Here is a 16,122-nt window from a genome sequence, read left to right as displayed (position 1 = left end):
TCAGTCTCCTTCTATCAGGCGTAGATTGGGTTCGGTTTGTTAGGATCGATGCCGTATTTGCGGATCGCTTCAGTCACCACAGAACGTTCGATCTTGTCTTCCCGAGCCAGACAATCCAGCGCAGCCACCGCAACGTAGTAACGGTCGACTTCGAAGTGCTGTCTCAGCTTCTCACGAGTGTCGCTGCGGCCAAACCCGTCTGTGCCCAGCACATGTACGGTCTGCTGTGGGATGAACTGACGCACCTGATCGGCGAACAGACGCATGTAATCGGTAGACGCGATCACCGGGCCTTCACGATCTTTCAGACACTGCTTCACGTAGCTCTCGCGACGCGGTTCTTCCGGATGCAGCATGTTCCAGCGACGTACGTGATGACCTTCGCGAGCCAGCTCGGTGAAGCTAGTGACGGACCAGATATCGCTGTCGATGCTGAAGTCGTCTTTCAGCAGTTTCGCCGCTTCGCGCACTTCATTGAAGATAGCGCCGCAACCCAGCAACTGAACCCGCGCCTTGCCGTCTTTCGCGCCTTCTTCGAACAGATACATCCCTTTCAGGATGCCTTCCTCTGCGCCTTCCGGCATGGCGGGATGCTCGTAGTTTTCGTTCATCAGCGTCAGGTAGTAGTAGACGTTTTCGTTCTCGCCATACATACGACGCAGACCGTCACGAACGATAACCGCCACTTCGTAACCGTAAGTCGGATCATAAGAAACACAGTTCGGGATGGTCGCCGAGATAATGTGGCTGTGGCCATCCTGGTGCTGCAAACCTTCGCCGTTCAGCGTGGTGCGGCCAGCCGTGCCGCCCAGCAGGAAGCCGCGCGCACGCATGTCGCCAGCCGCCCAGGCCAGATCGCCAACGCGCTGGAAGCCGAACATGGAGTAGTAAATGTAGAACGGGATCAACGGGTAATCGTTGGTGCTGTAGGACGTCGCCGCAGCAATCCACGCGGACATGGCGCCCGCCTCGTTGATGCCTTCCTCAAGGATTTGACCTTGCTTGTCTTCCTTGTAGTACATGATCTGGTTGCGGTCGTTCGGCACGTACTTCTGACCTTCGGAAGTATAAATACCCAACTGACGGAACATGCCTTCCATACCGAAAGTACGGGCTTCGTCAGGAACGATCGGAACAACGCGCCCGCCGATCTGCTTGTCTTTAACCAGTGCGTTAAGTACACGTACGAACGCCATGGTGGAGGAGATTTCGCGACCGTCGCTGCCTTTCAGTACAGCCTCAAACGCATCCAGCCCTGGAATCTGCAGCGGCTGGCAATCTTTGCGACGCTTGGGCAGGAAGCCACCCAGGCTTTCACGCATTTTCTTCATGTACAGCGCTTCAGGGGAATCCGGCGCCGGACGGTAGTAAGGCAGGTTCTCGATCTCATCGTCGGAGATCGGCACGCCGAAACGGTCGCGGAATTTCTTGACCGTCTCCATGTCCAGCTTCTTCAACTGGTGCGTAGTGTTCTGGGCTTCGCCCTGCTCGCCAAAACCATAACCCTTAACGGTATGCGCCAGAATAACTGTCGGCTGACCTTTGTGATTCACCGCATTATGGTAGGCGGCATACACTTTGTAGGGGTCGTGACCGCCGCGATTGAGCTTGTAAATGTCCTCGTCGGACATGTTCTCAACCATTTTCTGCAGCTCAGGGTACTTACCAAAGAAGTGCTTACGGGTGTAAGCGCCGCCATTGGATTTGAAGTTCTGCATTTCGCCGTCGACCGCTTCGTCCATACGCGTCTGCATAAGACCGTGGTCGTCTTTTTCGAACAGTGGGTCCCACAGGCGTCCCCAAACGACTTTCAATACGTTCCAGCCCGCCCCGCGGAAAATGCCTTCCAGCTCCTGGATGATCTTGCCGTTGCCACGCACCGGTCCATCCAGACGCTGCAGGTTACAGTTGATGACGAAGATCAGGTTGTCCAGCTTTTCACGGCCGGCCAAACCGATGGCGCCCAGAGTTTCAGGCTCGTCGCACTCACCGTCGCCAACGAAACACCACACTTTGCGGCCTTCCATATTGGTCAGCTCACGGCTGTGCAGGTACTTCATCACGTGCGCCTGATAGATCGCCTGAATCGGGCCCAGCCCCATAGATACAGTCGGGAACTGCCAGTAATCAGGCATCAGCCAGGGGTGCGGATAAGAGGACAGACCGTTACCGTCAACTTCGCTGCGGTAGTTGTCCATCTGCTCTTCAGAGAAGCGGCCTTCCAGGAAAGAACGCGCGTATACGCCAGGGGAAGTGTGGCCCTGGAAGTAAATCAAATCGCCTTCGCGCTTGTCGTCGCCAGCGTGGAAGAAATAGTTGAAGCCCACATCATATAAAGTGGCGATGGAGGAGAACGAGGACAAATGTCCGCCCAGCTCGCCAGGCTTCTTGTTCGCACGCAACACCATCGCCAGGGCGTTCCAGCGCACCAGTGAACGAATGCGGCGCTCCATGAACAGGTCGCCGGGCATACGTGATTCTTTAGTATGCGGAATAGTGTTGCGATAGGGTGTCGTAATGGAATAAGGCAGTTGCGTCCCGTCGCGCGTCGCCCGCTCCGCCAACCGTGTCAGCAGGTAGGTTGCACGCTCGACGCCTTCGGTCTCCAGGACGGATTCCATCGAATCCAACCACTCCTGGGTTTCAATAGGATCGGCATCATCATGCATAGAGGTTACTCCTGTAGAGCTAGATTGATTGTAATTGTGTTACCGGACGCGCCGACGCCTTGTGAGCGCCAGCGCACCATAAAAAAATGTTCCGGAGTCCCCATCGACCCACATCAGGATCTTTTAAAAAGTAGTCGCGCGGCAGGATTTTTTTATTCATCCAGATTTTGCAGGCGCCGCAGGGAGCGCAAGTTTCTGGAATCGGCCTTGCCTTTTTCCAATACGATTTCTTCCACATATGCGAGATGCTCGTGAGCCGCGGCTCGGGCGGCGTTCGGATCTCTCGCCAGTACGGCTTCTTTCAGGCGAAAGTGTTGCTCTTTTATTTTCAGCCGCATCGCCTCTTCTTCGTAGAGGTAATGTAGGTTGCTAACAATATTCTGTTTCAACAAGGTGAACAATGCGCGCATAGTATGAAGCAGCACCACATTGTGGGCGGCTTCCGCGATGGACAGATGAAACTCCGCATCCGCTTTCGCCTCTAGATCAGAGACGCGTTGTTCGTGATAGTTCAGCCAGTCATTGTAGCGTTTTTCAATAATTTTGCGATCCGCCCCCGTCCCGCGAATTGCGGCGTAGTAAGCGGCCACGCCTTCCAGCGCGTGACGGAACTCCAACAGGTCATACTGCGCTTCCGGATGCTGCCCGATCAGGGCGAACAACGGTTCGGTGTAACTGGCGCCCAGTTCCTGGGACACAAAATTGCCCCCGCCCTGACGCCTCACCACCAGCCCTTTGGCCTCCAGTTTCTGGATAGCCTCTCGCACAGAGGGCCTGGATACTTCAAACTGCACCGCCAACGCCCGCTCGGGAGGCAACCGCTGACCTGGTTTCAGGCTGCCTTCCAATATCATTTGCTCCAGGCTGTCGACGATCACATCCGACAACTTGGGTTGTTTAAGGGGCTTCATTACAGGCATTAAAATGTCACCGAGACGGTGTTATGGCTCCAAGCAGACGCTAAACGTTTCACTTTCCGACGCTCCCTTACCTCGCAGTCTGTGGAATCAACTTCCCCGCGGGCGGATGTCAGGACATTTAGCCGCAGGCGCTTGAAAGGCCGAGCATGCGCGCAGCGATGTACGCAAGTAAGCTTAGCACGGGAGGCATATGCGGCCACTTTCCGATAGCCCCGACGCCCCGCGCGCCGTCTGTAATCCTGGTGTATCTTTGGAAACTGCGGCGGATTCGCCGCTGATGGTACGACCAACAAACTGGTATGACCAATCCAAACGACGCGCAGGCTAACACAACTGTTCTGCAAACGCATTATTGCTTAGACCAAAGTATTAACATCCCACCAGCAAGTACATTTATTAGCCACACACTAGGTTTGTCGCCGCTGATTGACACCAGCGGGAACCCCGCGTTATTTTAGCCTCAGCATTTTTGGTAAATTGGTATTACCAATAATTAAAACCACAATCCCTCACGCAAAATCTACGGCAGCCGAGGCTTACCGTTAGATTCAGCTCAGGGGGAGTCAACACAGAGATCAGACATGCAACGAGCCTATCCGGAAAAACCCGAGCAGGTGTATTTTTTCGGCACCTGCCTCATTGATCTGTTCTACCCCGAAGCGGGTATGGCGGGCATTCAATTGCTGGAGCGCGAAGGCGTCAAGGTGATCTATCCGCAACAGCAATCCTGCTGCGGCCAGCCCGCCTATAACTCAGGGTACGACAATGAGGCGCGTAAGGTGGCGGCGGCGCAAATCGCCTGCCTGGGAGAAGAGCTGCCAGTTGTAGTCCCTTCTGCTTCTTGCGCGGATATGTTCCGCCATCACTATCCGGACCTGTTCGCCGGTACGCCCCTGCATAAACAGGCGCTGGATTTGGCTGCGCGCACCTATGAACTCACTGAATTTCTGGTGCATGTCTGTAAAATTTCCCTTGTAGATCACGGGCCTGCCGCCACCGTGGCCATCCACAACTCCTGCAGCGCCCAGCGCGGTACGAAAACAGCGCAAGACGCCATCTCCCTGCTGCGCCAGATGAGCAATGTGGCCATCGTGCAACAGGAGCGCGCCTCCGAATGTTGCGGATTTGGCGGTACGTTCGCCGTGAAAGCGCCGGACATTTCCAATGCGATGGTGCAGGACAAATGCGACAACCTGCTCGCCACTGGCGCCAATGATCTGGTTTCCGGCGACTGCGGCTGTCTGATGAATATCAGCGGCGCTCTGGAAAAGCGCCAAGATAAGCTCCCGGCGCAACATATTGCTTCCTTTATATGGGAGCGTACGCAATGAGCCGTTTCGAGCCCGCCACGGTCAACCTTGAGTTCGACAAACGCGTCGACGACGCCCTGCAAGATCAGGAACTTCGCGCCAATTTCCGCGGCGCCATGGACTTCCTGATGGGCAAACGCGCCGCCATGTTTCCCGACAAAGAGGACCTGGAAGCCTTACGCAGCCAAGGCGAGGCCATCCGCAATCGTTGCCTGAGTCAGCTGCCTGAGCTATTGGAGCAGTTCGAGCAGCGCTGCACGGAAAACGGCATACAGGTGCATTGGGCGGAGACTTCGCAGGAGGCCAACGCCATCATTTTGGAAATCATGCACAAGCATGACGCCACCCACATGGTGAAAGGAAAATCCATGGCGTCGGAGGAGATTGGGCTTAATCATTTTCTGGCCGATCATGGCGTCGAATGCCTGGAAACCGACATGGGCGAATACATTGTCCAACTGGCGGACGAGACGCCCTCGCACATCATCATGCCTGCTATTCACAAGAACAAGCAGCAAATCGCCCGCCTGTTCAACCAGAAAATAGATGGCGTGGAATATAGCGAAGACGTCGACCGCCTGATCGGCATTGGCCGCGACGTATTGAGGCAGAAATTTTTCGAGGCGGAGGTGGGTCTTTCCGGCGTGAACTTCGCCGTGGCGGAGACCGGCACGCTCTGTCTGGTGGAAAATGAAGGCAATGGTCGCATGACCACCACTATTCCGCCTGTGCATATCGCCCTTTGCGGCATTGAAAAAGTGGTTGAGTCGCTACGGGACATTCCTCCCCTGCTGCGCCTGCTTACCCGTTCAGCAACCGGACAGGCCATCACTACTTATTTCAATATGATCAGCGGCCCGCGCAAGCCGGATGAAAAAGACGGCCCACAGGAAGTGCATGTTGTACTGCTGGATAACGGACGTTCGCGTATCTATGCGGATAAGCAACTGCAAGAAACTCTGCGCTGTATTCGCTGCGGCGCCTGTATGAATCACTGCCCTGTATACACACGCATAGGCGGCCACGCATATGGCGCCACTTATCCCGGCCCCATCGGCCAGGTGGTGTCGCCGCAGATTTGGGGTCTGCATACGGCGGGCGCCATCACCAAGGCCTGCTCTCTCAACGGCGCCTGTGGCGAAGCCTGCCCGGTCAAGATTCCATTAGCGGATCTGATTCGTCGCCTGCGTTATGAGTCCAACAACAACGAGCCAACGCCCGTACCCGCCCCAAGAGGCCAGGGTTCACTACGCAAACGCTCGGAAGCGGTTACCTGGAAGTTATGGGCGCTGTTGTCGCGCAAACCTGGACTGTACAAACTGGCGCTACTGCTCGCTACCCGGCTGCGCGCGCTGACGCCCAAAAACATCGGTCCCTGGACCCGCTATCGCAGCGCTCCCAAACCCGCCGCGCGCTCGTTACATGAACTGGCGGCGCAGCGCTCTCAATCAAACGCCTCATCACAGGAGCACGGTCGGCATGAGTAGTCGCGAAGCCATCCTCAACCGTTTACGCACTTATCGGCAGCCGAAACCTTCCCAGCCTCCGCAGGAAACGGCTTCCACCACCGCATCGGCGGAACTCAATATGGCAGAGAAAGTGCGCCTGTTTACCGAAAACCTGCATGCGGCGCACGCTGAAGTGATCACGGCGACGCAAGAGGATTGGACACAGCGCCTTTTATCTCTGTGGCGGGAAACGGGCGTCCATAGCGTGATTTACGCCCCGAACACGCCCCATGGAGAAAGCCTAAAATCTGCAGCGCATGAGTTTCCCGAACTACAGTTACAGGCCTACGAGAACAGCATCGAGAGCTGTAAAGACGCGCTGTTCAACCACATCCAGGGAGGCTTTGGCGCCGCCATGGCGGGCGTCGCCGAGACGGGAACCTTGATGGTGAAAACCGGGCCCGATGAACCTCGCGCTCTGTCTTTGGTTCCCCCTACGCACAGCCTGATTATCCATGCCAAAGACTTGTATTCAGACTTACCCGAAGCGCTTCATCAAACTCAGGTCGAACCCACTTTGTCGACAAACCTGCTGCTGATCTCCGGTCCTTCCAAAACCGCCGATATTCAGCAGACGCTGGCTTACGGCGCACATGGGCCCAAACGCCTGATCGTCGTTCTGATAGTTACGGAGGAAAGCGTCCGTGTCTGAGTCCTTCACCCGCTTCTCTCAGGCGGTGCGCCAGTTCATTCCCCCCGCCAGAGTGATTGACGATCCCCTGCGTCGTCTCGCCTATGGAACGGACGCCAGCTTTTATCGTTTGATTCCGCAACTGGTGTTGCGGGTGGAAAACGAAGACGAAGTCATCCGCTTGTTACAACAGGCCGACGCTCACCGCATCGCGCTAACCTTCAGGGCGGCGGGCACCAGCCTGTCCGGTCAGGCGGTGACAGACTCGGTGCTGGTGCAGCTACAGGGATGGCGAGAGCATCAAATCGAGCAGAATGGAGCCCGTATTCGCCTGCAGCCCGGCGTGATCGGCGCTCACGCCAATCGCTACCTGGCGCCTTTTCAACGCAAAATCGGCCCGGACCCTGCGTCCATCAATGCGGCGAAAATCGGCGGCATCGCAGCCAACAACGCCAGCGGCATGTGCTGCGGAACGCAACAGAACAGCTACCATACTCTGGCGCATATCCGTGCGGTAATGGCGGACGGAACCGTCCTGGATACTGACGACGAGAACTCCCGCAAGGCGTTTGCACAGACACACGCAACACTGTTGCAAGGCATTTCGAGTCTACGTGCGGAGATTCTCGCCAATCCTGAGCTGGCGGCGAAAATTCGACACAAGTATCGCCTGAAAAATACTACCGGCTACGGCATCAATGCGCTTCTGGACTTTACCGACCCGGTGGATATTCTGGCGCACTTGCTAATCGGTTCCGAAGGGACGCTGGGATTCATCTCCTCCATTACTTATAACACCGTGGCGGATCATCCTGACAAAGCCACCGCCCTGGTGTTTTTTCCAGACATCCATGTCGCATGTCAGGCGGTGTCGAAGTTGAAGACATCCCCCGTAGCGGCCGTGGAGCTGATTGATCGACGCGGCCTCACCTCCGTACAAAGCAAGCCCGGCACGCCGGAGTTTGTGAGTGACCTGCCCCCCGGCGCGGCGGCGCTGTTGATTGAAACCCGCGCCGCTGACGCCCTGATGCTGGACAACCAGATCGAACAGATCCAGCAACTGCTCAATGAGTTTTCATTGCTGAACCAGGTTCCGTTCAGCAAAGATCCCCACCATTGCGCGCAACTATGGAATCTGCGTAAAGGGTTGTTTCCCGCATTAGGCGCCGCCCGGGACGTTGGTACGACGGTTATCATCGAAGACATTGCCTTCCCGATTGAACACTTGGCGGAAGGCGTCCTGGAATTGCAGCGCCTGTTCAACGAGTACGATTATCCTGACGCGCTGATTTTTGGCCACGCCCTGGAAGGGAACCTGCACTTTGTGTTTTCCCAGGAGTTTTCCTCCGATCTCGCCATTGAGCGTTATCGCGGATTGATGGACGCCGTGGCGCAATTGGTGGCGGTGCGCTTCGGCGGCTCCCTGAAAGCGGAGCATGGCACAGGCCGTAATATGGCGCCGTTTGTCGAGCTGGAATGGGGTGCGGAAGCTTATGCCGTCATGCGTCGCATCAAAGACCTGTTCGACCCCAAAGGCATTCTGAACCCTGGCGTCATCATCAACGACGACCCAGAGGCGCACTTGCGTCATCTCAAGCCGCTCCCCGCAGCGGACCCGCTGGTGGATAAATGTATCGAATGCGGCTTTTGCGAGCCCGCCTGCCCCTCTCGCGAACTAACCCTAACGCCGCGCCAGCGCATCGTCGCCTCCCGGGAAATCGCCCGCCTGCAGGCAAACGGAGAAGACGCCGAACAATTACGGACATTAATGGACGCTTATGACTACGCCGGTGACGACACTTGCGCCGCGTGCGGTCTATGCGCGCTAAGTTGCCCGGTGAGCATTAATACCGGCGATCTCACCCGCCTGCATCGCAAACAGAAAAACGCCGCGCAAGTTGGTAAAGCCCAATGGGCCGCCGAACACTATTCCACACTGACCAAAGCCACACGCTTAGGCCTCGGCGGCGCCGACGCTATGCACCGGGTTTTGGGCTCAGGGGCGATGACCACGCTAAGCCACGCCGCCCGCAAGCTAAGCAAAGAACGGACGCCGCTCTGGCATCCTTATCTTCCCACCGCCACCCGTTCATGTCGGACAGATGAAAAGACGGCGGACGTGGTGTATTTCAGCAGTTGCGCGTCCCGCACCATGGGGCCCGCCCGGGGCGATGCGGAAACCCGCTCTCTCACGGAAGCCTGTTTGCGCTTGTTGGAAAAGGCAGGCTTTCAGGTTCGCTTCCCGTCCAATATCGATCAACTTTGTTGTGGTTTGCCCTTCGCCAGCAAAGGCTTCCCCAACAGCGCGCAGCAAAAGGCCGAAGAGCTGGCGCAAGCGCTGCTGACTTCCAGCGACAACGGACAGCTCCCCGTCTTTTGCGACGCCAGCCCATGCACACAGAAATTGAAGGAAACGATTGAGCAAACCGAAGCTGGGAGGAAATTAAAGATTTACGACTCCGTCGAATTTATTCACGACTACGTGCTCGATCGCCTGAGCATTCAAAAAGAAGATGCGCCTATCGCCATTCATGTCACTTGCAGCGCGCAAAAAATGGGGATTGGCGACAAACTCCTGGCGATCGCCAAACGCTGCTGTCATGAAGTGGTGACGCCGGAACATATCACCTGCTGCGGTTTCGCCGGCGACAGGGGTTTCAGTCACCCAGAATTGAACGCGTCAGCCTTGGCGCCGCTGAAAGCGCAAGTACAGGAAAAGGGATGCGGAGAAGGCTTCTCCAATAGCCGTAGCTGCGAAATCGGCTTATCGCTGCATGCGGGCGTGCACTATCACAGCATTGTTTATCTGGTGGATAGAGTCAGTGAAAAATTGGAGGGAACGGCGAGAGTATAAAGCTACGCATGTCCGTTGGCGTAATCGTTAAGAAAATGGGCGGTCTCATCGTCGATATCGGTGATCTCCACACCGACCAGATAGGACGATGTGCGCACTACAACGTGTCGAACGATAACTGATGCGATGCTCTCCCAACGCTTGGCGTGGTGCACGATCTCGACTTTCATGATCAGCGTTGCGCCGACCGGCACCGGAACTGGGAACTCAAACAGATAGCCGTGGGCGGACACGTTATCGATTTTGCCCATGTACATCTTTTTGTCGGGGGTCTTGACTATCGTTCGCCAAGACGCGGTCCGCCTGGGACTGCGTCGACCATCATGCTCATGAGCGTCGCTCATCGCATCCTCCGGTTTCGCCAGCTTTATGGGGTGTCCGCAACGCCAGCGCATGGACTCCATTCTCTGGTCTGTCGCTCCAGCCCTTCGAATTGCGCCTTACACATTGTCATGTCGAGCCTGCATATACTAAAGATTAGCAGACCCTACGCCAACGCCAATTCAGTGCTAACTTGATTTGTATCGGGTTTCGCGCCCCGGCGATCGGACACAATGGCCCAAGCGTCATCGACAGACAGATCCGCGCCGGCGACACAGGGGGAGTGGTGAAAAAGGCTTTGGTAACGTTGCTTGTTGTGACATTGATCATTGGGCTGGGCTATTGGAAGTGGCGACCGCAGCCATTGCCGGTTCCCCTGCACTCACTCAGCAAAGGACCGGTGGAAAGCACAGTGGCGAACACCCGCGCCGGCGCCGTACGGGCCTGTCAGCGCTCCAGGCTGTCCATGCCCACCGGCGGCGCCGTGGCCAGGCTCCACGTCAAAGCGGGAGATCGAGTCGAGACTGGCCAATTGTTACTGGAGCTCTGGAACAAGGATCTGCGCGCGCTCTACGACCAGGCGCGCGCCGGGCTGGCCGTCGCCGAGCGCAAAAAGGCGGAAGTCTGCTTCGGCGCAGAACGCGACCAGCGCGAACTGCAACGCCAACAGACCCTCGCTAGTAAAAAGCTGTCATCCGAAGACATTCTGGACGCATCCCGTACTCAAGCGGGCATGTCCTCCCTCGCCTGCAAGGCCGCCGCCGCGCAGATCGAAGAAAGCCAGGCAGTGGTGGCGTTGCAGGCGGCGCAACTGGAACGCAGCGCTTTACGAGCCCCCTTCAGCGGAGTGATCGCGGAAATCAATGGCGAAATCGGGGAGTATGTAACGCCATCTCCCCCCGGCGTACCCACCCCACCCGCTGTAGACTTGATTGACGATAGTTGTCTATACATCCGTGCGCCCATCGATGAAGTCGACACGGCCCGCATCAAGATCGGCATGTCCGCCCGCGTGACCTTGGACGCCTTTCGCGGTCGCGCTCTCCAGGCTGTCGTCACGCGGGTCGCGCCTTACGTGCAGGAATACGAAAAGCAGGCGCGCACTGTCGATGTGGAAGTGGCGATTAGTGAGTTCCCCGAGGACATGAATTTACTGGTCGGGTACAGCGCGGACATCGAAATCATCATCGATAGCCGGGACAGCGTCTTGCGCGTGCCTACGGAAATGATCCTGGAAGGAAACGCAGTCTTGAGATTTGACCCAAGCGACCAGACTCTCCACAAGGTTTCGTTCAAAGGGGGGATCGGCAACTGGGTCTACACCGAAGTTCAAAGCGGCCTGAACGAGGACGACCGCATTCTCTCCGCCCTGGACCAGGAAGGCGCCGAGGATGGTGTGCAGGTGCGTCCGCAGCCATGAGCGCATCCAAACAACCTGTAACGCCCCCGCCGCCGTCAACACAGCTCAAACCCGTCGTCGCTTTGCACGGGATAAATCGCCATTTCCAGCTTGGCGAACAAGTCGTCAAAGCATTGGACGCCGTAAGCCAGGAACTTCTGGCCGGCGACTATGTGTCCGTCATGGGCCCCTCCGGTTCAGGTAAATCAACACTGCTGAATATTCTCGGTCTCCTGGATCGGCCAGATGCAGGCGAATACCTATTGAACGGAGAGCCCACACAGAACCTCAACGAAGAGAAACGAGCGCGCTTGCGACAGCAAAACATCGGCTTTGTATTCCAATCCTACCACCTCATCCCCCGTATGAGCGCACGGGAGAATATTGAGTTGCCGCTGGTTCTCGCCGGAACTGCCGCCAAAACCCGGGCGCGTATGGTGAGCACAATGTTGGAGCGACTGGGCCTGAGCGCCCGCGCGGATCACCTGCCCAATCAGCTCTCGGGCGGTCAACGGCAACGCGTAGCCATCGGCAGAGCCATCATCATGAAGCCCAAGCTGCTGCTCGCGGATGAGCCGACAGGAAACCTGGACACCCAGTCCGGCGCCGATGTCGTTACCTTACTGGAAGAATTGAACGCCCAGGGCATTACCCTGGCGGTGGTCACTCATGATGTCGAGCTGGGCAGGCGCGCCAAGCGTCAGCTTCGTATGGTCGATGGTCGCATTCAGAGTGACGTACGCCAGAGCGGCGTGGACAACTAGCCATGCGCGCCCTGGACTTGGCCCGCTTCAATATCCAGGTCATGGTTGGACATCGCTTTCGCACGCTGATGCTCATGGTCGCCCTTGTCATTGGCGTAGCGGCGGTGAACCTGCTGACGGGACTGGGCGAAGGCGCGCGGTTGTTCGTATTAGGAGAGTTCAGCTTTCTGGGCAAAAACACCCTGATCATCATGCCCGGCAAAAAAGAAACCACTGGCGGCATGCCGCCCATTACCGGAGAAGCGCCTCGTGATCTGACCTTGGAGGATATGCTGGCGCTGACCCGTCTCTCCGCCGTCACCCGCACAGCCCCACTGATCGCGGGTATGGCGGAGCTGTCCTTTGAAAACCGCCTGCGGGAAAGTTTCGTGGTGGGAACTACGCACGACTTCTTCGCGATTCGTAAACTGAGCCTGTTGCAAGGGCGAGCGCTGCCGCCTGGAGACCCGGCTTTCGCCGACGCAGTTTGCGTGCTGGGGCAAACACTGAAGCGCGAACTCTTTGGCCCCGAACCCGCCCTCGGACAATGGGTGCGCGCTGGCGACCGTCGCTTTCGCGTCATCGGCATTCTGGAGAGCAAAGGGGTCGCCATGGGCCTGAACTTCGATGAAGCAATGCTGATCCCCGTCGCCAGCGCCCAGATGCTATTCAACCAGGAAGGATTGTTTCGACTGTTTGCGGAAGTCCGCTCAGAGCGGGAACTGACGCACACTCGCAACGCCATTCTCAGCATCATCAAGGAAAGACACGACGGCGAGGAAGACATCACCCTGATCACGCAAGACGCGTTACTCTCTTCCTTCGATGAGATTCTGCGCACACTGACGCTGGCGGTAGGCGGCATCGCCGGGATCAGTCTGGCCGTGGCGGGGGTGTTGATTATGAACGTTATGCTGATCAGCGTCAGTCAACGCACGGCGGAAATAGGACTGCTGAAAGCGCTTGGCGCCAGCGCCGCGACTGTCCGCCGACTATTTCTGAGCGAGGCGCTATTGCTGGCGATAATCGGCGGTCTGATTGGGCTCTTGATAAGCGAGTCCTTATTGGCGGCGGGCCGCCTTCTCTACGATCAGATTCCACTGGGCTCGCCAATGTGGGTGAAGATTGCGGCGGTGGGCGTAGCGATTATCACGGCTCTGCTTTTCGCCTACCTGCCCGCCCGCAAAGCCGCCGCCCTGGCGCCCGTCGAAGCGCTGACACACAAGCAAGGTCCCTGACATGAAAGCGCCGGACCTACTGAAAATGGTGACCCGCACCATCTACTTTGGCCGCACCCGCGCCGTGCTCACGTCACTCGGCATCACCATCGGCATCGCCGCAGTCGCCTTACTCACGTCTATCGGAGAAGGCGTGCGCAGTTATGTCATGGATGAGTTTTCCCAGTTCGGCGCACGCATTATCGCAATTAACCCGGGTAAAAACGTAACCGGCGGCATGGGAGGCATTCTCAGCACCGTGCGTCCCCTCTCATTACAGGACGCGGAAGCCCTGCGTCAGGCGCCTTATGTGGAATATGTGGCGCCGGTTGTGCAAGGGGCCGGAGCCATAGAATACAAACAGCGCACCCGTAATGTGGATATCTTCGGCGTCAGCGCGGACATGCCCGCGGCCTGGCGTTTCGCCGTGGCGCAGGGTCGTTTTTTGCCCCGTAACAACGATACGCGCTCCAGCCCTTATGCGGTCATCGGCCACAAGGTTAAACAAGAGTTGTTTAAAGGTGAAAGCCCTTTGGGTCAGCTTATCCGCATCGGCGGTATGCGCTTTCGCGTGATTGGGGTGATTGAGCCCAAGGGAGATATGCTGGGGTTCGATCTTGACGACACCGCCTATATCCCCGCCGACCTGGCGCTCGACCTCTTCAATCGCGAGGGCTTGATGGAGATTGACGTCATTTTCTCCCCCGCTACAGATTCCACCTACATGTCCACCCTGATTAAAAAGATGCTGATTCAACGCCATGGCCGGGAGGACTTTACCCTGATTACACAGGATCAGATGCTCACCAGCCTGAACAGCATACTTTCAGTGCTTACGCTGGCGGTGGGACTGCTTGGCTCAATCTCGCTGTTGGTGGGGGGAGTGGGCATACTTACCACCATGACCACCAGCGTTAGAGAACGCACCAGCGAAATCGGTTTATTGCGAGCGTTGGGAGCCACCCGTTCTCAGGTGCTCAGCCTGTTTCTCGCGGAAGCCGTCACCCTGTCCACCATTGGCGGGATATGCGGATTGCTGCTCATGGGCTGCGTCACCGCAGTCGCTTATTTGTTCGCGCCGGATTTCCCCATCCGCCCCCATATTCCATTCCTCTTGATAGCGCTGTCGCTTTCTTCCCTGATCGGGCTTATTGCCGGCGTTGCTCCGGCGCTCCAGGCCTCCCGCCTGAACCCAATTGAGGCGCTCCGGGCGGAGTAATCGCCGTCACAGTTGCGACATCAGGTTCAGGGGGTCATACCAAAGCTCTTTACGTTGAGTCGGCGTTTCTTTGGGCAAAAATGGATTTCTAATCACAAAGGCGCGGCGCTCGGACAAACGCGCCTTGGTGATCGAGTCGCCATGGTGCTTAAAGAAAATCTGGTCAAAGGACTTGTCTGCGATCATGATGTTCAGTCCTTTTTCAATACGTTCAGCCAGCTTGGAGTTGTGCCTGGAGACAAAAAAGTAATAGGGCCAGGGGTAGTAGATCAGTGCGCGCTGCTCAATCTGAATCTGCGAAAGGTAGTCGCGCCGGGCCTGATACTCAGTGAAAATCTCATTCACGCCCCGGGGGAAATGGTCGAACCGGCGTTGCGCCAGCATCTTGAACAGGCCTTCATAACTGCTCGCCGTCACCACATGAAAGCCGTTCTTTTCGTATACCTGAATATCTCCCCAGCCCAACCCCTGACCGACGCTGAGCAAGCGCAGGTCCGAAACGTTCTCAAGGAGATCGAACTTGGCCTGCGTCTCTTCCGTGATCAGGCTTAGGCGATAACCCAGCAGACCTTTTCGCAGAGGAATGCGGATGGGGCGCATCAAACGCTCTTTCTCTTCCGAAGTGGAACTCCAGGCTACATTGAGGACGGATGAGCCCCTGTCCAACTCTGCAAGATAGCGGGCTTCGTTCATCGCCAGAGGGGTCTCCTCCAACAAATAAGGCCCGTATTGCTCAACGGTTTTATCCAGGGAGACTTTCAACATCTCCACCAAGTCGATAAATCGAGTGTCCTGCAGTGATTCTGATGCGGGGAAAACCACTTTGAGCGGCCCGGCCGCCCAGGCAATCTGGCAGAAGAAAAAGACGATTCCAACAAAGATCAACTTCATAACGGAGCCCCATCATGAAATGCAGATGGCGTTTATCCTTAAGCTTAGCAAAGCAAAACCAGCAGTCACGCGCGGCGTTGCTCAGCCCCCTTTTTTACGCAGTTTTTTCTTGGGCGAAAACCCCGCAGGCTTGGACCCAAGCCACTGCGTAAACTCCTGCACTTCAGGCAGCGCCCGCAAGCTCTCAAGGCTGTTATAACGGGCCGCCAGCTCCGATTCGGACTTCAATCCATGAATGAAGCTATGGCAAGGACGACACACCCAAACGATGGCCTTGTTGAGATAATCCCGATCATACTGACGGCGAATATTTTTCTTGCCGTGCAGGGTCTTCGGAATCAAGTGATGGCGAGTCAGAGACGGAACGTCACGACGGCATAACTGGCAGCCGTCGATATTGTCCGGGTAGTTACGCTCTTCACTCAACATTCTCAGGCCTG

At 56.8% G+C, this 16,122-nt stretch carries 13 protein-coding genes; 8 read left to right on the top strand and 5 right to left on the bottom strand.

Annotated elements, in window-relative coordinates:
• Positions 1 to 14: 14 nt before the first annotated feature.
• Together aceE and pdhR are read right to left on the bottom strand one after the other, a co-directional pair.
• Positions 15 to 2,669 carry a pyruvate dehydrogenase (acetyl-transferring), homodimeric type gene (aceE, locus tag AC2IBB_RS07170; protein WP_486332207.1) on the bottom strand — a complete coding sequence of 885 codons (2,655 nt, stop codon included), beginning with the start codon at positions 2,667 to 2,669 and terminating at the stop codon, positions 15 to 17.
• A 152-nt stretch (positions 2,670 to 2,821) separates the two neighbouring features.
• Positions 2,822 to 3,589 carry a pyruvate dehydrogenase complex transcriptional repressor PdhR gene (gene pdhR / locus AC2IBB_RS07165; protein WP_486332206.1) on the bottom strand — a complete coding sequence of 256 codons (768 nt, stop codon included), beginning with the start codon at positions 3,587 to 3,589 and terminating at the stop codon, positions 2,822 to 2,824.
• A gap of 581 nt (positions 3,590 to 4,170) precedes the next feature.
• Between pdhR and AC2IBB_RS07160 the strand changes: the two genes are divergently transcribed.
• Genes AC2IBB_RS07160 through AC2IBB_RS07145 form a run of 4 tightly spaced genes read left to right on the top strand, consistent with a single transcriptional unit; the run spans position 4,171 to position 9,892 of the window.
• Positions 4,171 to 4,920 (top strand): (Fe-S)-binding protein, encoded by a 750-nt coding sequence (locus AC2IBB_RS07160; RefSeq protein WP_486332205.1) that lies wholly within the window; start codon positions 4,171 to 4,173, stop codon positions 4,918 to 4,920.
• Entirely contained in the window at positions 4,917 to 6,386 is a 1,470-nt protein-coding gene (locus AC2IBB_RS07155; RefSeq protein ID WP_486332204.1) for a LutB/LldF family L-lactate oxidation iron-sulfur protein, read from the top strand. Before AC2IBB_RS07160 ends, AC2IBB_RS07155 begins: the two co-directional genes overlap by 4 nt.
• A complete protein-coding gene (locus tag AC2IBB_RS07150) occupies positions 6,379 to 7,059 on the top strand; it encodes a LutC/YkgG family protein (protein WP_486332203.1) in 681 nt (226 codons plus the stop codon). Before AC2IBB_RS07155 ends, AC2IBB_RS07150 begins: the two co-directional genes overlap by 8 nt.
• The gene (locus tag AC2IBB_RS07145) at positions 7,052 to 9,892 is read left to right on the top strand and encodes an FAD-binding and (Fe-S)-binding domain-containing protein (protein WP_486332202.1); all 2,841 of its coding nucleotides are present in this window, start codon (positions 7,052 to 7,054) and stop codon (positions 9,890 to 9,892) included. The genes AC2IBB_RS07150 and AC2IBB_RS07145 overlap by 8 nt, the downstream gene beginning before the upstream one ends.
• Before the next feature lie 2 nt (positions 9,893 to 9,894).
• Here the strand turns inward: AC2IBB_RS07145 and AC2IBB_RS07140 are convergent, their stop codons facing one another.
• Positions 9,895 to 10,296 carry a PilZ domain-containing protein gene (locus tag AC2IBB_RS07140; protein WP_486332201.1) on the bottom strand — a complete coding sequence of 134 codons (402 nt, stop codon included), beginning with the start codon at positions 10,294 to 10,296 and terminating at the stop codon, positions 9,895 to 9,897.
• A 203-nt stretch (positions 10,297 to 10,499) separates the two neighbouring features.
• On the opposite strand from AC2IBB_RS07140, the gene AC2IBB_RS07135 reads away from it, so the two are divergent.
• Genes AC2IBB_RS07135 through AC2IBB_RS07120 form a run of 4 tightly spaced genes read left to right on the top strand, consistent with a single transcriptional unit; the run spans position 10,500 to position 14,791 of the window.
• Positions 10,500 to 11,633: an efflux RND transporter periplasmic adaptor subunit gene (locus tag AC2IBB_RS07135; protein ID WP_486332200.1), complete on the top strand. Its 1,134-nt coding sequence runs from the start codon at positions 10,500 to 10,502 to the stop codon at positions 11,631 to 11,633.
• Positions 11,630 to 12,376 carry an ABC transporter ATP-binding protein gene (locus AC2IBB_RS07130; RefSeq protein ID WP_486332199.1) on the top strand — a complete coding sequence of 249 codons (747 nt, stop codon included), beginning with the start codon at positions 11,630 to 11,632 and terminating at the stop codon, positions 12,374 to 12,376. The genes AC2IBB_RS07135 and AC2IBB_RS07130 overlap by 4 nt, the downstream gene beginning before the upstream one ends.
• Before the next feature lie 2 nt (positions 12,377 to 12,378).
• Positions 12,379 to 13,593 (top strand): ABC transporter permease, encoded by a 1,215-nt coding sequence (locus AC2IBB_RS07125; protein WP_486332198.1) that lies wholly within the window; start codon positions 12,379 to 12,381, stop codon positions 13,591 to 13,593.
• 1 nt (position 13,594) lies between these two features.
• The gene (locus tag AC2IBB_RS07120; RefSeq protein WP_486332197.1) at positions 13,595 to 14,791 is read left to right on the top strand and encodes an ABC transporter permease; all 1,197 of its coding nucleotides are present in this window, start codon (positions 13,595 to 13,597) and stop codon (positions 14,789 to 14,791) included.
• Positions 14,792 to 14,797: 6 nt separating this feature from the next.
• On the opposite strand, the gene AC2IBB_RS07115 is transcribed toward AC2IBB_RS07120, so the two are convergent.
• The gene (locus AC2IBB_RS07115) at positions 14,798 to 15,682 is read right to left on the bottom strand and encodes a substrate-binding periplasmic protein (RefSeq protein WP_486332196.1); all 885 of its coding nucleotides are present in this window, start codon (positions 15,680 to 15,682) and stop codon (positions 14,798 to 14,800) included.
• A gap of 81 nt (positions 15,683 to 15,763) precedes the next feature.
• On the bottom strand, positions 15,764 to 16,111 hold the full coding sequence (locus AC2IBB_RS07110) for a hypothetical protein (RefSeq protein WP_486332195.1): 348 nt from the start codon (positions 16,109 to 16,111) through the stop codon (positions 15,764 to 15,766).
• Between the last annotated feature and the right edge of the window lie 11 nt (positions 16,112 to 16,122).

It is taken from the genome of Hahella sp. NS-SX17 (assembly GCF_057367735.1).
This window is presented reverse-complemented; position numbering and strand designations above follow the sequence as displayed.